General features: G+C 52.9%; 19 protein-coding genes. 8 read left to right on the top strand and 11 right to left on the bottom strand.

The window, feature by feature from the left end; translation table 11 throughout:
• Window positions 1–32 precede the first annotated feature (32 nt).
• The 3 genes from ACI1P1_RS21715 to ACI1P1_RS21705 form a co-directional block, all read right to left on the bottom strand.
• Window positions 33–1856 (bottom strand): rhamnogalacturonan lyase family protein, encoded by a 1824-nt coding sequence (locus ACI1P1_RS21715; RefSeq protein ID WP_416218539.1) that lies wholly within the window; start codon window positions 1854–1856, stop codon window positions 33–35.
• 306 nt (window positions 1857–2162) lie between these two features.
• On the bottom strand, window positions 2163–3407 hold the full coding sequence (locus ACI1P1_RS21710; protein WP_416218538.1) for a nucleoside hydrolase-like domain-containing protein: 1245 nt from the start codon (window positions 3405–3407) through the stop codon (window positions 2163–2165).
• Window positions 3408–3853: 446 nt separating this feature from the next.
• Window positions 3854–4969, bottom strand: a complete 1116-nt coding sequence (locus tag ACI1P1_RS21705; protein ID WP_416218537.1) for a glycoside hydrolase family 88/105 protein — start codon at window positions 4967–4969, stop codon at window positions 3854–3856.
• 251 nt (window positions 4970–5220) lie between these two features.
• Here ACI1P1_RS21705 and ACI1P1_RS21700 point away from each other — a divergent pair, with 251 nt between their 5' ends.
• The 5 genes from ACI1P1_RS21700 to ACI1P1_RS21680 all read left to right on the top strand — a co-directional run bounded on the left by ACI1P1_RS21700 (window position 5221) and on the right by ACI1P1_RS21680 (window position 10593).
• Complete coding sequence (locus ACI1P1_RS21700; RefSeq protein ID WP_416218536.1) at window positions 5221–6975, top strand: DUF2264 domain-containing protein; 1755 nt, start codon at window positions 5221–5223, stop codon at window positions 6973–6975.
• Entirely contained in the window at window positions 6956–8089 is a 1134-nt protein-coding gene (locus tag ACI1P1_RS21695; RefSeq protein ID WP_416218535.1) for a glycoside hydrolase family 88 protein, read from the top strand. Before ACI1P1_RS21700 ends, ACI1P1_RS21695 begins: the two co-directional genes overlap by 20 nt.
• Window positions 8090–8185: 96 nt before the next feature.
• Window positions 8186–9013 carry a MerR family transcriptional regulator gene (locus ACI1P1_RS21690; protein WP_416218534.1) on the top strand — a complete coding sequence of 276 codons (828 nt, stop codon included), beginning with the start codon at window positions 8186–8188 and terminating at the stop codon, window positions 9011–9013.
• A gap of 58 nt (window positions 9014–9071) precedes the next feature.
• Complete coding sequence (locus tag ACI1P1_RS21685; protein WP_416218533.1) at window positions 9072–9749, top strand: DUF554 domain-containing protein; 678 nt, start codon at window positions 9072–9074, stop codon at window positions 9747–9749.
• Window positions 9750–9822: 73 nt separating this feature from the next.
• On the top strand, window positions 9823–10593 hold the full coding sequence (locus ACI1P1_RS21680) for a tryptophan-rich sensory protein (protein ID WP_416218532.1): 771 nt from the start codon (window positions 9823–9825) through the stop codon (window positions 10591–10593).
• On the opposite strand, the gene ACI1P1_RS21675 is transcribed toward ACI1P1_RS21680, so the two are convergent.
• Together ACI1P1_RS21675 and ACI1P1_RS21670 are read right to left on the bottom strand one after the other, a co-directional pair.
• Window positions 10590–11330, bottom strand: a complete 741-nt coding sequence (locus tag ACI1P1_RS21675) for a DUF169 domain-containing protein (protein WP_416218531.1) — start codon at window positions 11328–11330, stop codon at window positions 10590–10592. The genes ACI1P1_RS21680 and ACI1P1_RS21675 overlap by 4 nt on opposite strands.
• Before the next feature lie 63 nt (window positions 11331–11393).
• Window positions 11394–11819, bottom strand: a complete 426-nt coding sequence (locus tag ACI1P1_RS21670) for a MarR family winged helix-turn-helix transcriptional regulator (RefSeq protein WP_416218530.1) — start codon at window positions 11817–11819, stop codon at window positions 11394–11396.
• A gap of 139 nt (window positions 11820–11958) precedes the next feature.
• Here ACI1P1_RS21670 and ACI1P1_RS21665 point away from each other — a divergent pair, with 139 nt between their 5' ends.
• From ACI1P1_RS21665 to ACI1P1_RS21655, 3 genes are all read left to right on the top strand, one after another.
• Window positions 11959–12363, top strand: a complete 405-nt coding sequence (locus tag ACI1P1_RS21665) for a RidA family protein (RefSeq protein ID WP_416218595.1) — start codon at window positions 11959–11961, stop codon at window positions 12361–12363.
• 267 nt (window positions 12364–12630) lie between these two features.
• Window positions 12631–13608, top strand: a complete 978-nt coding sequence (locus ACI1P1_RS21660) for an S-layer homology domain-containing protein (RefSeq protein WP_416218529.1) — start codon at window positions 12631–12633, stop codon at window positions 13606–13608.
• 147 nt (window positions 13609–13755) lie between these two features.
• Entirely contained in the window at window positions 13756–14499 is a 744-nt protein-coding gene (locus ACI1P1_RS21655; RefSeq protein ID WP_416218528.1) for a GTP pyrophosphokinase, read from the top strand.
• Between the two features lie 154 nt (window positions 14500–14653).
• On the opposite strand, the gene ACI1P1_RS21650 is transcribed toward ACI1P1_RS21655, so the two are convergent.
• The 6 genes from ACI1P1_RS21650 to ACI1P1_RS21625 all read right to left on the bottom strand — a co-directional run bounded on the left by ACI1P1_RS21650 (window position 14654) and on the right by ACI1P1_RS21625 (window position 18736).
• Window positions 14654–14737, bottom strand: coding sequence for a putative holin-like toxin (locus tag ACI1P1_RS21650; protein ID WP_276202654.1), 84 nt, complete (start codon window positions 14735–14737; stop codon window positions 14654–14656).
• 147 nt (window positions 14738–14884) lie between these two features.
• Entirely contained in the window at window positions 14885–15220 is a 336-nt protein-coding gene (locus tag ACI1P1_RS21645; RefSeq protein ID WP_416218527.1) for an MmcQ/YjbR family DNA-binding protein, read from the bottom strand.
• A gap of 35 nt (window positions 15221–15255) precedes the next feature.
• Entirely contained in the window at window positions 15256–16746 is a 1491-nt protein-coding gene (locus ACI1P1_RS21640; protein ID WP_416218526.1) for an MDR family MFS transporter, read from the bottom strand.
• A gap of 161 nt (window positions 16747–16907) precedes the next feature.
• Complete coding sequence (arsC, locus tag ACI1P1_RS21635; protein ID WP_416218525.1) at window positions 16908–17330, bottom strand: arsenate reductase (thioredoxin); 423 nt, start codon at window positions 17328–17330, stop codon at window positions 16908–16910.
• Window positions 17327–18397, bottom strand: a complete 1071-nt coding sequence (arsB, locus tag ACI1P1_RS21630) for an ACR3 family arsenite efflux transporter (RefSeq protein ID WP_416218524.1) — start codon at window positions 18395–18397, stop codon at window positions 17327–17329. Before arsB ends, arsC begins: the two co-directional genes overlap by 4 nt.
• Window positions 18398–18415: 18 nt before the next feature.
• Window positions 18416–18736, bottom strand: a complete 321-nt coding sequence (locus ACI1P1_RS21625) for an ArsR/SmtB family transcription factor (RefSeq protein WP_416218523.1) — start codon at window positions 18734–18736, stop codon at window positions 18416–18418.
• Between the last annotated feature and the right edge of the window lie 85 nt (window positions 18737–18821).

Below are 18821 nucleotides of genomic sequence, written 5' to 3'. Positions count from 1 at the left end.
AACCGCCGGAATAACCAGGCTGCACCTCCCGCTTACGGCGCCAAATAAATATTGGGGATGGGAGGTGTTGTCATGCCGTCTCCCAGATAAAAATCCAGCAGATGGGATTGCTTATACCCGGTAATGGTCATGCTGTTGCGGTACAGGGGATTTTGCGGAAGCGTATAAAGCCTTGTATTGGTAGGAATATTGGTGGTGAAGATCACCAGCTCGGAGTAATCCCCGCCTTTGGCCAATACCACTTCCTCGCGCCAATCTCCGAACAGATCGGCATAGAACATGGCCGCGCCTCGTTCGCTCCGCGTTGCGCTGTGGTAATTCCATGTGGTGACCAAGCGGGAAACAGTGCTGGAGCTGTAGTTCCATTTTTCAATTTTCCCGTCATTATAGCTTTCACTAAGCAGGTCCCCGTCCCACCATAACCGGAAAGCGGGATACGGGCGGGTGGGCTCCGAGGTGATTTTGGTGTTGGTTGCCCCGTTATAAATACCGGAGAAGGACCAAACCTCGTATCCCGGATACCGGGGGTCAATGTCTCCCACATCACCGCGCCCCACGTCCCCTGCCGGCGGGGTGGTGGTGTGCTGCCAGAACATGGCCCCGGAGTTGGGATTGTAATAATACTCCAAGAGCCCGTAAGGATTATCCTGCTGGATGCCGTAGGCTTGAAGGCCGGAGCGGTTGGGGTCCAGCTTGCCGATGTAGAAGCGGTCCCCGTGAACCACATTGCTGCCGGCCAGGGAATAACGCAGTGTGCCGTCTCCATTCAGGACAAAGCCGATTTCCGCAATCTCATCCCTGCCGTCGCCATCCACATCGGCTATGCGCATCTGATGGCCGTCGGGTGCATTCTGGGAGCCGCGCAGCCATTTCCACTCCATGCTCAGATTGGAGCCGCTCCACCGGTAGGCGCTGACCACACAGTTGAAGGATTTATCCGCATTGCGGTTTTTCGCGAACACTACAATGCTGGGGGTGGTTCCGTTGAGGTAGCCGATGCCCAATTGGACGCCCAAAGGCCCCACAGAAAGATAGTCATCCGGCAATGCGGCATAATTCTTCAGCTTGCCGGTCATACCGTCCAGTACGGCCAGCCATTGTTTGGTATCGCTGCTGTTGGTCCATACAGTGCCGTCGCCGAAGGTTACGCCATTGGCAATCTTCAGCACCACCTCGGCTTTTCCGTTGCCATCCAGATCATAAACCGTCACTCCGTCCCACATGCCAACGCTGATGGTGGCGGAGCCGGGAGAGATGTTATCCTGGTTGGTGCTGTTGGGCCCTAGGTTCACCGACCATAAGAACGTACCGTCCCGCTTATAAGCCTCCAGCGTTTGGGGTGTTCCCGCCCGGTCCACCAGGTAGTCGTACTCATGATCCCCGTCAAAATCCCCTACCCATACATTCTTAATTTCATTCCCGGCACGTAAGGGGACGGTCACCACCGGCTCATCGGCATGATTGGCCGTAAGGGTGAAGGAAGCGCTGGCCGCCTGTTCCGTCCCGTTAACCACAGGTTTTACATAATAGGTATTGGCCTTGGTCAGATCGGCAGTTGTATCAGTGTAGTTGGTGCCTCCGGTGAGCACTGAGCCGTTCAATTTCACTGCTGCGCCGCCGGCCGCCGAACGGTACACATTAAAGCTGATTCCCGCCGGGTCCAAAGCCAGCAGACGCCAGCTGATGAACACCTTGGCGCCGGTGCGGACCGCCACCACACCCCGCCCCAGATTTTCCATCTGTCGGGGTCCCGCTGCCGCCTCCACCGAGCCGGAAGGCAGAATAAGAGATGAAGCTGCGAGCACCAAAGCAACCAAAATGCTGAATAATCTTTTCCATAATCTGCTGCATGTCATTAACGATCATCCTCTCTACTAATAGTGGCTTGCGTCTGTTCTGCTGACTGGGCATGCTGCAAAAAGCTAGGCTTCATCTCCTCCCCCACACCCTGAATTAGGTATGTAAATGCTTTCATTGGAATCTTAATCCTGCGGCTCCTCCTTGTACATATTCACTTTCACCCAAGCATCGGCAAAATGTACAAACTGCCCGTTTCAAACGGCATATCAGAATCAGACTTTTTTGGATAAATATCACTTTTAGGCAGAATCGTCAAAAAAGCCATACCGCATGGATCACGGTATGGCTTATATGATTTTCCTTTATTTCCTCGGGTGCAAGGCCCAATCGAACCGGGTCTGGAAATCCCGCAAAAATTCCTCACGCCACATGCTTACGGTTTTGGCTCCTTTGTGCGGATGCTCCTCGTGTTCGGGATCCAGCACATCCGCCCACCAGTTGGGGTAACGGGCTTCTTCCCCTATGCGGCCTGCCGGGGTTTCCTCCACGCAGGTAAAAGCGCCGCTCTGTCCATCCAGCTCCGGTAACCTGCTCTTCGTCGTATACGTCCAGCTTCCTTGGGACTTGGGCATAAAGCGCACCCGGTATTCCGTGCCGCCGCAGTAAAAGCCCTCAAACTCCTGCCCGTCCACCACCAAGGTGAAAACGGACTCCTCCGTATCCCTGTCCAGTTCAGGACCCTGGAATACCAGCTCCAGCACAGCAAACACTTCAACTTCGTCCTTTTCGGTGGTATTCCGGTGGAAGACCGCTTTGGGCCGGTTGCCCACTTGGACGAAGCTTCCGCCCCAGCCCGGCTTTTCCGGCTCCTCCGGCGTGCCCTTCATGAGGTAGGTTACCGATGGGGTATCCCCCATCTTGATCACTCCCCCCAGATGTTTGGCGAAATAATCCCCCAAGGCACCGTGATGAAGGGCGTGGGTCATGACGAAGCTGAGATTGCCCAAATCCCCTTCCTGATTGCCGCCCACAAACCAGCCGCGGTAGGTGGAGTTGTTCTCGATGATCCATAAGTCGGGGAAATTCTCCCGGATATATTCATACGCGTTCAAACCCCACTTTTTATTGGGTCCGCCGATATAGTATACACGCAGCTTGTCCTTGATTCCGGGATCGTCGTGCAGCGCCTGTGCCACATCCTCCAGGAGCCCCCAAACCAGCACATACAACGGCCGGTTATCCTCCTTGCGGGCGCATTGGATAATCCAATCCGAACCCTCGGTGCTTTGGCTGTAGCCCTTGAAGGGAGCGATGTCCATTGTGCCCTGTTTGGTTATGGACCGCAGATAATCCGGCTCCGGGTAACGGTCGGAGTGGGTGCGCAGATTGGGGTAGTCGGTCTTGTAATGCCCGATTACCTCCAGGATATCTCCGGCAGTGCCTGCGCCCCACGGAGAGGAAATCAGCCCCTCGGTATCAAACAAATCGGAGTAGAGCAAATAATGCGCCATGGACTGGAAGTCATCTGGATCGCTGCCCCCGATATCTGTGGAAACAATCACTCTGTACCGCTCACCGGCTAATGCCCCGCCGCTATTATGGATCATGTTGTCATCACCTTTACCAGAACATTTTGGGATAAACAAACCTAAACAATCTAAATAGATCTATTCTAAGAAGAGAATCCGAACCCTGCATAAGCTAAGATTATCATCAAAATGAGGGGATAGTCAATACGTATTTAGTAAACTAAAATAAAACTATAACTAAATAAATTTATTAATTAAGTTAATCGTTTCTGTTTTTAGTTTACCACAAATACAAAAAAGAGGCTCTCAGAAGAGCCCCAAAATAAAAAAGCTGAACAGAAAAACTTATGTTTATCTGTTCAACTTTATTGGTGTGACTGTGTCCATCCAGCCCCTATTACCGGATTTATAGTTGAAAAATCGTGTTTAACGCCTCCCTTAGGCCCGGTTTGCCCCTTTTATATTCGAAATTTCATGTTCACATGGAAAATCCGAAGTCTTTTGGGACAGGCCTTGAGAACTTGTTATGCACCCGCCATCTCAATTTCCAGACATGCCATAATAAAAGGACCCACACCCTTGGGATCGTCCTGGCGGATGATCTCGCCGATGTAATATTCGTAGGAGCCGTCCCGGTAAGGATTATTGCCCAGCCCGGCTACGCCGCAGATATGGTTCAGATGCAGCTTCCCATCCTCCGTCTTCTCCACGCAGCGGGCAAGCAAACCCTCATACCCCCGCCGGGCGGATTCCAGAGCATTGCGGCCCAGATAACCCAACCGCGCACCTTTGGCAAGAGAGCAGACAAACATGGCTGTGGCCGATGCCTCCAGATAGTTGCCGGCACGGCTCCCCTGATCCAGCACCTGATACCACATGCCGCTCTCCTCATCCTGAACCCGTATCACCGCTTGGGCCAGCCTGTGGAAGATACCGATAATCTCTCCACGCTTGGGATGGTCCAAGGGCAGGTCGTCCAGCACATCCACCACAGCCATCATAAACCAGCCGACGGCCCGGCCCCAGAAGTGGGGCGAGCAGCCTGTCACCTTATCCGCCCAACGCTCCTCCCTGGATTCATCCCAGCCGTGATAAAGCAGCCCTGTGGCCGGGTCCCGGGAAACCTTCTCCATCAAGAGGATTTCGTGGGCTACGTCATCGAACCATTCCGGTGCGCTGAACATCCGCCCATAGGCGGACAATAGCGGCGAGGTCATGTACACTCCATCCAGCCACATTTGGTAGGGATAGATTTTCTTGTGCCACAATCCGCCGCCGCTGGTCCGGGGATGACTCTTCATCTGGACAAGCAGCACCTCCAGCGCTTGTTTATATTTCTCCTGGCCGGTGGTTTCGTACAGCACGAACAAACCTTTCCCCTGATTCACCCGGTCCACATTATAATCATTCAGCTCGTAGGTATCGATGGAGCCGTCCTCCTGCACGAACAGATCCATGTTCTCCTTGATGTACCGGTAATACCGCTCCTCGCCGGTTTCCCTCCACAGCCGCTCCAGCGCCGTAATAATGACACCGTTCTCATAATTCCAGCTGCGTTCCCTCTGATAGGGCATGTCCGACACGATGGGGTAGTGCTGCATGAAGGAATCGGCCATAGCCATGGACCATCTTTGACTCATATTGTTGGCTCCTTTCACTTTCTCGTCTTTACGAATGTAGCATATCCTGATTGGCCGCCACTGGTCAACAATTGGTCCGGATCCTAGCAGTCCTGCTTCGTCAAAGTCCGCTATTGGACAAAATGCCTATTCGTTTGGGCATAATGCCGAGCTCATTGGATGTACTGAAGATATACAATGCACCGGATTCTGCCTTATAGTAAAGCATGATTTGTAGGGTATGAGTCTATGGGGAAAGGCGGAAAGGAACGATGGAAGCAATAATGGATCACGGCAGCAGGGCGTATTATGAAGGCCTGCTGCTTTCTATGATAGAGCCCTTAAAGGGGCGGTTCAGCCCGGGAAAGGCAAGATTGGAGCTGGGTGCGGAAACCGCAGGCTATGGATACCGGGTAGCCGGAATGGAGGGTTTCTCCCGGCTGTTATGGGGTATGGTTCCCTATTGGGCCGGCGGCGGTACGGATGAAAGCCTGCTGCCCGTTTTTTGGGAGGGACTGGCCAACGGGACCAATCCTGCTTCCCCTGAATATTGGGGCGATCTGCAAAACAAGGACCAGCGGATGGTAGAGATGGCCGCTATCGGCTATGGGATGCTGATGATTCCAGAGAAGCTCTGGGAACCCTTATCCGAAGAAACCCGGACCCATCTGGCGGAATGGCTGGGGCAGATTAATCTGTATTCGCTTGCCGAAAACAATTGGCAGTATTTCAACGTTATCACCAATCTGGCCCTGAAGCATGTGGGCAGACCCCACAGCACGCAGCGGTTGGAAGAGGCCATGGCCAAGTATGAGTCCTTCTATCTGGGCAACGGCTGGTATTCCGACGGTCTGCGGCCACAGAAGGATTATTATATCTCCTTCGCCATCCATTTCTACTGCCTGCTGTATGCGAAATTGATGGGCGGCGAGGACCCGGTCCGGGCGGAATTGTTCAAGGCACGGGCCTGTGAGTTCGCCGGCACGTTCCTGTATTGGTTCGACGATGAGGGCAAAGCGCTGCCCTTCGGACGGTCCATGACCTACCGCTTCGCACAAGGGGCCTTCTGGAGTATGTGCGCCATGCTGGAGCTGGACGTGCTCCCCATGGGCGTATTGAAGGGATTAATTGGACGGCATATGGAGCAATGGCTCCGCCAGCCGATTTTTGACAATGGCGGGGTTCTCTCTATCGGCTACGCATACCCCAACCTGAATATTTCCGAAGGGTACAATGCCTCCGGTTCCCCTTATTGGGCCTTCAAAACCTTCGCACTGCTGGCACTTCCTGCGGAGCATGCCTTCTGGAAGGCGGAGAGTCAGCCGCTTCCGCCGCTCAAGGCGCGCAGGGTTATTCCCGAGTGCGATATGCTTATGCTCCGGCGGGGCTATGATGTCACGGCGCTTACGGCGGGGCAATATCCGGTGCTGCAGCTGACCCATGCGGCGGAGAAATATGCCAAGTTTGCCTACTCCACCCGGTTTGGCTTCAGCTGCCCCCGGTCATATTGCCAATTGCATGAGGCGGCACCCGACAGCATGCTGGCCTTCCATGTCCACAACATGATTTATGTGCGGAGAGCCTGCCTGGAGTATTCCGTTACGGAGACGGAGGTATATTCCCGTTGGAGTCCCGTAGAGGGGATTGAGGTGGAAACCCGGCTGATTCCCACCGATAAAGGCCATATCCGGCGCCACACCATTACCAGTCAGCTGGAATGCACCGCATATGACTGCGGCTTTGCTTATCCGGACTTAATGGAGCACACAAGCACCAACTGCAGCCAAGGCGTCGCGAAGGTGGCGGATGCCAATGGAAGCAGCAGCGTCGCCTCGGAAACCGGTAAGGCTATCGTCATCACCAGTGCGCCCAATACCAATCTGATCTTCCCCACAGCGAAAATTCCGGCCATGGAATACCGGATTCCCCAGGGGACCATCAGCTTCGAAACCCGGATCGAAACGGAATTCAGAGAGGTTCAAATCCAGATAGGAAGAGGTAACGGTTATGAAGTATGCAATTCATGAAGCGGACCGCCAGTGGGCGGCCGGGATCTGGGATAAGCTTGCGGTCAAATTAAAGGAAGAATGCCTGCGGGTCGGGCCGAAGATGCCCTATATTCCGGAGAACGGCGCTTATGGGGATATGGCGGAGCGGAATCTGGTTTGGTGGACCAACGGCTTCTGGGCCGGCATCCTTTGGCAGATGTACAACGCCACCAACGACCCGGCCTACAAGGAAACGGCTGAGCAAATCGAAGCCCGGCTGGATCAGGGGCTGGAGGATTATATGGGTCTGGATCATGACCTGGGTTTCCTGTGGCTGCATACGGCGGTGGCCGATTACCGGCTTACCGGAAACCCCAAGTCCCGGATCCGCGGGCTTCATGCCGCGAGTATTCTGGCCGGACGTTTCCAGCCCGCCGGGGAATATATCCGGGCCTGGAACGAAGGGCAGGACGGCATCGCCATTGTGGACTGCCTGATGAATCTTCCCCTGCTGTATTGGGCCGCAGAGCAGCGCAAGGATTCCGGCATGCGGCAGATTGCCGTCAAGCATGCCGATATGGCCCTGCAGTACGTGCTGCGTCCGGACGGCTCCGCCAACCACCTGGTGGTATTCGACACGGAAACCGGCGAATACCTGGACAATCCGGGAGGCCAAGGGTACGAAAGCGGCTCCTCCTGGACCCGCGGCCAGTCCTGGGCTATCTACGGGATGGCTCTGTCCTACCGGTATACCGGAAAGAAGGATTACCTGGACGCCGCCAAACGGGCAGCCCATTATTTCATTGCCAATGCGGCGGTAAATGATTACGAGGTGGTCATTGATTTCCGTGCGCCGGAAGAACCGGTTTATTATGACACCACCGCCGCCGTGTGCGCCGCCTGCGGACTGCTGGAGCTCTCCGAATTCGTCGGCGAATATGAGAAGCCCCTGTACGTGAAGGCAGCGCTCCGTCTGCTGCGGAAGATCGACGAGAAATTCTGCCAATGGGACCCTGCGGTGGATTCCATCGTTTCCCACGGCTCCGGCAGATACCACCGGGAATCGGACCGGGAAGTGCCCATCATCTACGGCGACTATTTCTTCCTGGAGGCCATGCTGCGGCTGTTGGATAAGGACTTTTTAATCTGGTAACTGAAAACATGCATACGTCTAACCAAAAGCCTGATGGGGATATGCCCATCGGGCTCTTGGTGTATAATGGAATCGTTTAAGAAAGGACCGTGACCCATGGGCAAGCTGTTTTTGATCGGCGAAATCTCCAAGCTCTTCCGGATCGATATCCGGACACTGCGCTATTACGATGAAATCCGGCTGTTCACCCCGGCTCTGGTGGATGAACAGACCGGCTACCGGTATTATGCCATTGAGCAATTCGAACGGTTAAATACGATTCTCTATCTCAAGGCGCTGAATATTCCGCTGAAGGAAATGAAGCAGTTTATCGACAACCGGAATATGGATGATGTTCTCGTTTTGCTGAAGGAGCAAAAAACCAGAACGGAAGAGAAGCTGCAGGAATATCGGCGGATCGAACAGAAATTGGACAAGCTGATCCGCCAGATTGAGGATGTGTCAAAAACAGAGGATTTGTTCAATATCCGGGAAGTATGGCTTCCGGAGCAGAAGCTGATCCTGCTGAAGCAGCGGATTCAGCCCGGGGACAATCTGGAGATGTCCATCCGGTTGTTGGAGAATAGCGGCAACTTGACATCCAGCATCTTTCTGGGGCAAGTGGGGTTAACCGTATCCGCCGCTAATCTGGAGCAGGGTCAGTTCGACGAATACAATTCCATCTTTGTCTTCGTGGAGCCGGATCAGCCGCCACCCCAGTCAACGGCTTTGAAGATTCTTGCCGGACAACAATACCTGCTGGTCCGTTTCATCGGTACCCATACGGATGCTGCTCCCTATTACGAACGGCTGCTGGCCTATGCCAGAGAAAAGAAATACAGCCCGGCGGAGGATGCGCTGGAAATCACTTATGTGGATTATGGGTTATCCCAGGATACCTCCCGATTCGTAACGGAAATCCGTCTGCCGGTAAAACCGTCTTGACCCTCCAGCTGCTGGAGGGTTTATGCTCTTTTCAAACAGGATAGAGGAGAGAGCAGCTATGATCGGAACTATCGTAAACACCGCTACAATTCTTGCGGGGAGTCTGGTGGGAAGTGTTTTCAGGAAAGGAATGAAGGAAAGCAGCCAAACGGTTCTTATGCAAGCTATGGGACTGGCAGCGGCGGCACTGGGGATAAACGGGATCGCTTCTTATATGCCGGAAAGCCAATATCCGGTACTGTTTATTGTCAGTCTGGCAGTAGGCGGATTAATTGGCCAGCAGCTTGATCTGGAGCAGCGCTTCAAAGAGGCCGTGGCCCGGTTTTCCAAGGGGAATTTGGCTGAAGGTCTGTCGACGGCCATATTGCTTTTCTGTGTGGGAACCATGTCCATTCTGGGACCCATCGAAAGTGCACTCCGCGGCAATCACACCTACTTGTTCACCAACGCTATCCTGGACGGGGTCACCTCGATTGTGCTGGCGTCCACCTTCGGCATGGGCATAATGATATCCGCCGTGGTGCTCTTTTGCTGGCAGGGGGCTCTCTACTTGGCAGCCAGCGCATTGGCCGGCTTCATTACACCGGAGCTTCTGACCGAAACCTCCATCATCGGCGGCGTGCTGATTTTCTGCTCCGGGTTAAGCATTCTTGGCGTGGGTAACATCAAAACCATGAATCTGCTTCCGGCCCTTCTGGTACCGGTGATCTTTATCGCCGTCAGATCCGCTTTATAAAAAAAAGCATGTCTGATTCCAGCATCTCCCGGGTATATTGTAGTAAATACATACCCGAAGGAGCGTTCCGCCTATGTCCAAAAATAATCTCTACAAGTTTATCAATCTGCTGTTTTATCTGGGCGTCATTGTGGTCAATGTGCTTGCCGTAACTCTTCCATTGGGAGGCAACAGCACCGGGGAGATTTCGGACAAGTACCATACCTCCATCACCCCGGCTGGCTATGCCTTTTCTATTTGGGGACTCATTTATCTGCTTCTGGCCGGCTTTATCCTTTATCAATTCCGGGCACGGGGCGATTCTGCGAAGCTGATCCGCTCGATCAGCATCCCTTTTATCGTCAGCTGTGCGGCCAATATGACCTGGCTGTTCTTGTGGCATAACCTGCAAATTGAGCTTTCCGTCGCCGCCATGGTGGTGCTTCTGGTTTCCCTGATCGTCATCTACCGGAAGACGGCCGGGCTGGTCTCCCCTACTCCCGGAGAAGGCTGGCTGGTCAAGCTGCCCTTCAGTATCTACCTGGGCTGGATTTCCGTAGCCACTATCGTCAATGTAAGCATCGTGCTCAAGAAAAACGGCTGGGACGGCTTCGGCCTCTCCGATACCGCTTGGGCAGTGATTATGCTGTGTGTCGGTGCGTTGCTTGCGGTTCTGGTCAGCTATCCGTACCGGAACTGGGCGTACCCCCTGGTGTTCGTGTGGGCCTACGTGGCCATTGCGGTGGAGCAGCGGGACAGCTCCCGGGTGTACATGACCGCCCTCATCCTGGCCGGATTAATCCTGGTTTACACCGTGTGGATTGTCTATCTGAAGCTTTCCGGCCGCCGGAGTGCAGGGCGTTAAACCGTCTGCTCCATTTTCGCCGCAACCTTATGCCACAGTTCCTTTTGTAGGAAGCTGCCCTCCACCTGCTCCTCCATGTCCAGATACATGGAATACGGGACGGAAAAGGATAGCATATCCGCGCCCACCATAGGACGTACGGTAATGTCCAGCAAACCCACAACCGCCTTTGGATTCTCCTTTTGCGCCTCGGCATAGGGCAACAGGAAGACGGATTGGCAGCCGGAGCCGAAGGGGATCATCACATTTTCAATGCCGGGCCTATAGTAGTTGGCAAGAACCGTGAGGGCGGACAGCTGGTTGGTATTGACGTAGAAGCTAATCAGCTCCGGCCTTTCCACGGCTGCATCTACCTGGGATAACGGCTTCATAATGATGTAGGAATAAGGAATGGCGGTTATCGGCAGACATCGGACAAAGTCCTCCCCAAGCTCCGGGTTCTTCAGGTACCCCTCCCCCTCAAACCTGCCCTCTTGACCTACGGACAGGAAATACTCGATTCCACCGGGATAGTTGGGAAACTGCCCGAAGCCCAAACCCGCCTTAGCACCGGGACAGCCGGTGGTTTTCCGCTCGAACACCACCGTTCTCCCTTTGGCTGCGGCAAGGAATAACGGAATGGTGCAGCTCCAGCGCCCTTCCTTGCTCTCTAGGGCCCCTTCCGGCTTCTCATCGCTCAGCAGCACCGCCACCGGTTCAAATTTCAGGCCTAATTCCTTCGCCAAACGGCTTTCCATACATGCGGCCTCCTTCTTAATCCCACGATTTAGTTGTCACGACAACTTTATAGCCAAAAAAACTTATTTCAAATTTGCATACATTTGATTAAGCAGCCGTTTCATTTCCTCTACTTGTGCCTGCTCCATACCCGCGGTCACTTCATCCTGCAGCTGTGTAACCTTCGCAATCAATTTATCCTTGATAGCCCAGCCCAGTTCGGTCAAATAAATCTGGTATGCCCTTCTGTCTATAGGATGGGGCTTACGCAGGATCAGTCCTTTGGCCTGGAGCTTCTCCAATATCCGGTTGGTGTTAGGCTTATCCTTGTAGATGAGATCAGCCAGCTCCTTGGGCGAAATCCCCTCCTGTTGCCACAGGCAGGTCAGGACAGACCACTGCTCAGGCGTAATGTCATCCTCCTTGAACCGCTGGAACAGCTGGTTCTTCAATTTGGTGTTGGTTTTGTTCAGAATAAAGCCCAATGACTCTTCCAATCGAAAATCCATGGTTTCTTCACCTCAGTTGTCATGACAACCGTATTGTATTCTTTTTCCAGATGCCCGTCAATATGTCTTGAACAAGAAGACAAGGAGGACTAAGATGGGAGGATATCGCTTCAACCCCAAAAAAGGAGTGCAACCGCTAATGAACATCGAGGAGCATGTGAAATTCATCAATCCCGCCTCCATGCCGGCAGGTCCGGGCTACAGCAGTGTGGTGGAGGCCACCAATGTAACCACCATCTACATATCGGGGCAGATTGCGTTAAACCCGGCAGGGGAAATTGTCGGAGCAGGTGACCTGGCCGCCCAGACCAAACAGGTTTTCGAGAATATCAGGCACGCCTTGGAGGCCGCTTCCGTTGACTTCCGGCATGTGGTGAAGCTGACCTTTTTCCTGACGGACATCTCCTTGATGCCAGTGGTCCGGAGTATCCGGGACGAATACATTAACCTGGCCAACCCGCCGGCAAGCTCTGCCGTTGAGGTGCGCAGACTTGTCCGGGACGAGCTGCTTATCGAGGTGGAGGCCATTGCGGTAAGAGCATAAAAGGCCTAACAGGATACAGACATCCTTGATATTGACTTGAAGAAAGCTCATCTGCAAAAAAAATCCCTTACCAGCCGCGACCATTTCTCGCGGTTTTTGTTTTTCAGGGGCTGGTGCCAATTCTCACTCATGAGCGGCAACTCCTGGCTTCTGCGGTTTTGGGCCTGCTCCCCCGCAAATTGATGGCAAGTTTTGTCTTGCTCTGCACTAAGGATTTACATTAAAATGGAAATGTTCTATGTCTTAACAAAGTGAGGGGCTTTTTCCATGAAAATGATAAGATTGAAACCGAAATTAGCGGCGATGCTCTCAATCGGAGTTTTTGCCGGAAGTCTTACCGTGTCCGCTGCAGCCGCAGCTTTTCGTGATGTACCCGCGGATTTTTGGGGGCAGGCCCATATTCAATGGGCCATTGATCAAAAAATCGTTGACGGTTATCCTGACGGTACCTTCAGGCCAAATTCGGCCATCAGCCGCGATGAATTTGTATCCATGCTGATCCGTGCCTATAAACCCGTGGACTTGAAGGGAACCTCGGCAAATGGAAGCTGGGCAGATCCCTATTGGGCCTATGCGACAGAAATGGACTGGAAGCCTAACAACGGTGATTCCCTGGCTTTTACCAGAGGAGAAGCGGCTCAATACCTGGTGAATGCTACGGGGAAAAAACTTAATGTGGAGGATTCAGTTCAATATTTGCTGGATCTGGGGTTAAGTGACGGAAAAAACGGAAAACACCTAAGCGGATATGAAAAAGATGGCAAGCTGACAAGAGCGGAAGCTGTTGCCTTTATTGAACGTTTCCAGCTTCGTTACAGCACTTTGCATGCTAGTCCGGGACCTGAATCCAAGTACGACCGGACCATTGACTTTGAGGTATATGAAAACAAGAATTTCACCATTCTGCTCCCTAAGAGTTGGAACCGACAATATGAAGTTACAGTCCATCGAAATCAAGATCAGACGGAAACCTACGATTTCATCCATACCGCGAATAAGGCTTTTGGCGGAAACCTGTTTGCCATTACCGTTTGGCCGGTGGAGGAATGGTCTATTCAAGAAGAAGATGTGGTAAAAGCTATGCGCGTTGAAAAAATAGGAGAAATGGGAAACCGTATATTCACCATCCGAACCGCTTCCGATGTCCAATATAACGTGGAGGATATCCATTTGAAAAACGAGTATCTATCCTTGGCCAAAGACATTATAGCGAAGAATTATTCTGTATATTTCCAATCGCCATAACGGAACCATTGCCCTTCGGAAACCGCGGCCCAATTTCATACAATTTACTTGCCTATGGCCCGCATGATAAAATGAGGGCATACCTCAAGGAATCCTCATAGGTGAAGCAGCCGCTTCGAGGACTTTGATTTGGACAGGAGACTTAAAATGGACAACCAGCTTGAACAGCTTAGAACGCTCAAAAATAATCTGACCCGCTTTATGATGATGTATAAGTTTGCTCTGGAAGAGCTTGAAACCAAAATAAGGATTTTGAACGATGAATTTCATTCCTTGCATGAATATAATCCTATTGAGCATACCAAGTCCCGGGTCAAATCGCCGGAGAGTATTCTGAGGAAGCTTTCCCGTAAGGGCGTAGGCGATTCGCTTTCCAGCATCAAGGAGAACATCCGGGATATCGCGGGTTTGCGTATAACCTGCTCCTTCACCGAGGATATCTATTGGATCAGCAGCATGCTGCAAAGCCAGGAGGATATTACCGTGGTGGAGGTGAAGGATTACATCCAGAACCCCAAGCCCAACGGCTACCGCAGCCTTCACCTGATTCTCCAGGTTCCCGTATTTATGTCGGACCGGCAGGAGCTGGTGTATGTAGAGGTCCAAATCCGCACCATCGCCATGGATTTCTGGGCCAGTCTGGAGCACAAGATTTTCTACAAGTACGAAGGCGACGTGCCCAAGCGCCTGCTGGATGAACTGACGGACGCCGCGAGTTCTGCCATGGCGCTGGACATGAAGATGGAGAAGCTGCATAAGGAAATCGAAACCATTAAATTAACCGATGTCACCCATAACACAACTGCTCTGGAGAAATTGCTTCCCCCTCTAAGCCAGGAGGTCAATATCCCGCAAGCCCTCCTGAAGCTGGCCAATTCGCCGAATTGGTAAGACAAAAAAGACATATGTATGTTATACTGTGGGTAGAATAAGAAAAAGAGGGACTGCGTGAACAGCCCCTCGATTGTGCAGCAACCGCTTGAAAGGCGGTCGGCTTCAGGTAAACTGGCTCAAAAATAGACCGTTAACCTTTGGCGAGGGCGGTCTATTTCTTTTTGAGGTAGTTAAGCAAGGCTAGGATGAACATGCCGAACATGAACATCAAAGACAACGCTTGGTAAACCTCCATGGCATCACCTCCCTTCCGAGAGGATAGCCGACCGCCCTGAAAGCCTGCACTAACTCAATTATACCAGATTTTGATAGACCCGCATACCGTAAAAAAACAAGCCGCCAGGACCCTTGATGGGCATCCGGCGGCTCTTTTACATGCCTTTTATTTCTTCCCCTTCGTAAGGGAGAAGCTGTGGCTGATCATCTCACAGATATCCTCCTCCGGCACCGAGCCGTTGAGGATAATGGAATTCCAATGGTTTTTGTTCAGATGGTAAGCGGGAATAACGGAGGCATACATCTGCCTCCACAGCTCCAGAAATCCCTGCTCACACTTCACATTGATCCAGATATGGCCCTCTTTTTCGAAAATCCAGGCAAACACCTTCCGGTTACCCCGGTGCCTCATCAGGGTCCAGTTGGCGTCGTTGAAGGGGTAATCCTCATAGACATTCCCCAGACTCAAACAATACCGGATGGCTGCTTCTCTTGTTTCCATGTTCTCTCCACTCCCTCATGACCGGAGTTTCTCGTTTATTCCGTCTCTGTCTTGGGAACCCGGTTGGGCAGCCCCCAGACCACCAGCCAGCCTACCCCGGCAATGACTGCCATTATGATAAACAGGGTATGCAGACTCTGATTCAATAAACCACGGAGCAGCACAGCTACGGTTTCACTCAGTTCGCGGCCATGGGGAGACAGCAGGGAATTAATGTCGCCCTGGGTTATGCCTTGGGCATACAAACCGCCTGCTTCCGCTCCGCTGGAAATCCGGCTGCTGAGCAGAGAACCCAATACCGCGGCGCCGATGGTTTGCCCCAAGGTTCGGAGGAAGGTAACCAGCGCTGTGGAGGAGCCCCTCAAATGGTAGCCGACTGCCGATTGGGAAATAATCGTAAACACGATGGTGCTGAAGCCAAAGCCCACTCCATAGAGGAAGGTAGACATGGACAGATACCAGTAAGTCGTGTCTGTTTGCAGGGCAATGAGAGCCAAAGCGCCTACCACCACAAACGTAAGCCCGATGAGGCTGGTCTGACGGGAGCCCCGCGAGAACAGAATCCGGCCGCCGATAATCGAGCTGATTAGCCAGCCGATAGACATAGGCAGCAGTGCCAGCCCCGAAGAGGCCGCATCTCCGCCCTGCACTCCTTGCACCCACAGCGGCAGGTAGCTGGTTAAGCCGATGATCAGCGAGCTGACCAACAATGCGGCGATGCACGAAAACAGAATGGCCCGGATGCGGAACAGCTTCAGGGGCACCATCGGCTCGGGAACACGCATTTCGATCTGGACGAAGCTGACCAGGCAAACCACAGACCCGGCAGCCAGCAGAAGCAGGTATGGGGAGGACCAGGCCAAGGATTGCCCGCCCAGTGTAATGACCAGAAGCAGCGCTGTCATTCCCGCTGTGAAGGTGACGGCTCCCGCCCAATCCAGTCGTACGGTCTGATTGCGGGGCTCTTCCTTCAAGTAGCGGGCAATAAAGAATACCGCCAGGATGGCAAACGGGACATTAAAGCCAAAAATCCATTCCCATCCGAAATAGGTGATAACATAACCGCCCAGCAGCGGACCGACCAAGGAGGAGATTCCCCAGACGGAGCTGATGACCCCCTGGATTTTGCCCCGCTCCTCTGCTTCATAGGTATCCCCGATAATCGTAAAGGTAACCGGGGTGAGGGCGCCTGCCCCAATTCCCTGGATAGCCCGGTAGAGAATCAGCGACTCCATATTGTGCGCAAACATACACATAAGCGACCCCAGGGAGAAGAGTACACACCCGATGATAAATACCGCCTTGCGGCCGTACAAATCACTCAGCTTGCCGAAGATCGGGGTGGTGACCGCCATTGTCAGCAAATAGGAGGTAAAAATCCAGCTGAGCAGGTTGATATTCCCCAGATCGCTGACAATGCTGGGACCTGCCGGGCCGATAATTGTTCCTTCAATGGCCGCCAGGAATGTCGCCAGGATCACGCCGATCAGGATATAGGTTTTGTTGTTGCGTTTTGCCTTCTCCACGTATGCCCAACCTTTCCGTTTTTCAATTCATTAACGCTTGTCAAGCCAAAAAAAATCAGGCAGCCCGATTCCGGGTCGCCTGAACCTCACTCGCGATCAGCATCTGCCGCCTATAAGGCAAACATATGTACGGATCCAACAAAACGATTTTATAGGTAACATCAGGATTTGTCAACCACAAACTGTTGGATGCGGGCCTTTATCGCGTTGCGGACCTGGCGGAACTTCTCCAGAATCTCGTCCTCCGTGCCCGTTGCTTTGGCAGGATCGTCAAAGCCCCAATGCCACTTCACAACCTCCGGGTTCATAATGGCAGGGCAGTGCTCGTCAGCATGGCCGCATAAGGTGATGACCATATCCGCACGGTTCAGAAGCTCCGGATCAATCACGTCAGAGGTATGGCCGCTAATGTCAATCCCAGCCTCCTTCATGACCCGGACAGCGCGGGGATTAAGGCCATGGGCTTCCAGTCCGGCGCTTTTCACTTCAAATTCGTCCTTCCCCAACGCCTTCAGGAAGCCGTCCGCCATTTGGCTCCGGCAGGAGTTGCCGGTGCAGAGAAAGTAAACCAGCTTTTTGTTCATTTCAGATTGCTCCTTTTCGGGGTTGTATGGAAATATTTGCGTTGGAACCATAAAGCGACGTTCACCAGCCCGATCATCACCGGCACCTCCACCAGCGGGCCGATGACCGCAGCGAAGGCTGCACCGGAATGAATCCCGAATACGCCTACCGCAACGGCAATGGCGAGCTCAAAGTTATTGCTGGCGGCGGTAAAGGCCAGTGTGGAGGTGACGGGATATCCGGCCCCCGCTTTTTTGCCCATAAGAAAGGAAACCAGAAACATCACCACAAAATAAATGAGCAGCGGGATGGCGATCCGCACCACATCCAGCGGCAGCTCCAGAACCATGTCCGCCTTCAGGGAGAACATAATCACAATGGTAAATAGCAGGGCAATCAAGGTAATGGGGCTGATTTTGGGGAGCACCGTCTTCTCATACCAGACGCGCCCTTTCACTTTGGTCCCGATGAACCGGGTCAGAAAGCCAGCCAGGAAAGGCACACCCAGGTAGATAAACACACTTTTGGCCACCTCCCCCATGGAAATGTCCACAGCCATCCCCTCGAGACCGAACCAGCCCGGCAGCCATGTAATGAAGAGGTAGGTATAGACTGAATAGAACAGGACCTGGAAGATGGAGTTAAACGCCACCAGCCCCGCCGCGTATTCCGTATCCCCACGGCAAAGGTCGTTCCAGACAATCACCATGGCAATGCACCGGGCCAGACCGATCATAATCAGGCCTACCATATACTCCGGGTAATCCCGCAGGAACACAATGGCCAGGATAAACATCAGGATGGGGCCGATCACCCAGTTTTGGACCAGGGATAAACCCAGAATTTTGCCGTTCCGGAACACCTTCCCCAGTTCCTCGTAGCGGACCTTGGCAAGGGGCGGGTACATCATCAGAATTAACCCCGCCGCAATAGGAATCGAGGTTGTCCCGATCTGGAACCGGTTCAGCAAATCAACAAACGCGGGAAACAGGTTCCCAAGTGCAAGTCCGGCTCCCATGGCCAAAAAAATCCAGAGAGTTAGATACCGGTCCAGAAAGGACAGGCGTTTTTGCGGTATCATGTCCATGGCAAAAGCTCCTTCTACTCATTCATCACAACAGTTGTCGCCGCATACCTCATCCAAATTCGCTTGCTGGCTGGGCAGCACCTTCAGCAGCTCCACCAGATAGGGCTTATCCGCCAGATCCAGCGAATAGTAGATCCATTGCCCTCTCCGGGTCTCCTTGACCAGCTTGCCGTCCCGCAGCTTCCGCATATGCTGGCTTATATTGGGCTGGCTGGTTTGCAAAAGCGCCGCAAGCTCGCACACGCAGCATTCCCTCTCCTTGAGATAAGAAAGGATGGTTAGCCTGGTTTTGTCTCCGGTTAGTTTAAGCTCATCGGCCAATTGCCCAATGGATACCAAAGCAGCTTCCCCCTTCAATCAGATTCTTATATTATTATATAATTAAATGATTATATTTAAAAGACCCAAAATAAACTAAACCCGT

This window comes from Paenibacillus mesotrionivorans, from assembly GCF_046098205.1.
In the GTDB taxonomy this organism is placed as follows: domain Bacteria; phylum Bacillota; class Bacilli; order Paenibacillales; family NBRC-103111; genus Paenibacillus_AR; species Paenibacillus_AR mesotrionivorans.
The sequence above is the reverse complement of the archived record's forward strand: the minus strand, read 5'-3'. Positions and strand labels throughout refer to the sequence as shown.

Bases quoted from the DNA above. Each gene is read 5' to 3' on its own strand.
- ACI1P1_RS21690 (WP_416218534.1), top strand. From the start codon at position 8,186: ATGGGCAAGCTGTTTTTGATCGGCGAAATCTCCAAGCTCTTCCGGATC.
- ACI1P1_RS21700 (WP_416218536.1), top strand. From the start codon at position 5,221: ATGGAAGCAATAATGGATCACGGCAGCAGGGCGTATTATGAAGGCCTG.
- ACI1P1_RS21695 (WP_416218535.1), top strand. From the start codon at position 6,956: ATGAAGTATGCAATTCATGAAGCGGACCGCCAGTGGGCGGCCGGGATC.
- arsC (WP_416218525.1), bottom strand. From the start codon at position 17,330: ATGAACAAAAAGCTGGTTTACTTTCTCTGCACCGGCAACTCCTGCCGG.
- ACI1P1_RS21710 (WP_416218538.1), bottom strand. From the start codon at position 3,407: ATGATCCATAATAGCGGCGGGGCATTAGCCGGTGAGCGGTACAGAGTG.
- ACI1P1_RS21660 (WP_416218529.1), top strand. From the start codon at position 12,631: ATGAAAATGATAAGATTGAAACCGAAATTAGCGGCGATGCTCTCAATC.
- ACI1P1_RS21655 (WP_416218528.1), top strand. From the start codon at position 13,756: ATGGACAACCAGCTTGAACAGCTTAGAACGCTCAAAAATAATCTGACC.
- ACI1P1_RS21675 (WP_416218531.1), bottom strand. From the start codon at position 11,330: ATGGAAAGCCGTTTGGCGAAGGAATTAGGCCTGAAATTTGAACCGGTG.
- ACI1P1_RS21715 (WP_416218539.1), bottom strand. From the start codon at position 1,856: ATGACATGCAGCAGATTATGGAAAAGATTATTCAGCATTTTGGTTGCT.
- ACI1P1_RS21665 (WP_416218595.1), top strand. From the start codon at position 11,959: ATGAACATCGAGGAGCATGTGAAATTCATCAATCCCGCCTCCATGCCG.
- ACI1P1_RS21670 (WP_416218530.1), bottom strand. From the start codon at position 11,819: ATGGATTTTCGATTGGAAGAGTCATTGGGCTTTATTCTGAACAAAACC.
- ACI1P1_RS21650 (WP_276202654.1), bottom strand. From the start codon at position 14,737: ATGGAGGTTTACCAAGCGTTGTCTTTGATGTTCATGTTCGGCATGTTC.
- arsB (WP_416218524.1), bottom strand. From the start codon at position 18,397: ATGGACATGATACCGCAAAAACGCCTGTCCTTTCTGGACCGGTATCTA.
- ACI1P1_RS21705 (WP_416218537.1), bottom strand. From the start codon at position 4,969: ATGAGTCAAAGATGGTCCATGGCTATGGCCGATTCCTTCATGCAGCAC.
- ACI1P1_RS21645 (WP_416218527.1), bottom strand. From the start codon at position 15,220: ATGGAAACAAGAGAAGCAGCCATCCGGTATTGTTTGAGTCTGGGGAAT.
- ACI1P1_RS21680 (WP_416218532.1), top strand. From the start codon at position 9,823: ATGTCCAAAAATAATCTCTACAAGTTTATCAATCTGCTGTTTTATCTG.
- ACI1P1_RS21685 (WP_416218533.1), top strand. From the start codon at position 9,072: ATGATCGGAACTATCGTAAACACCGCTACAATTCTTGCGGGGAGTCTG.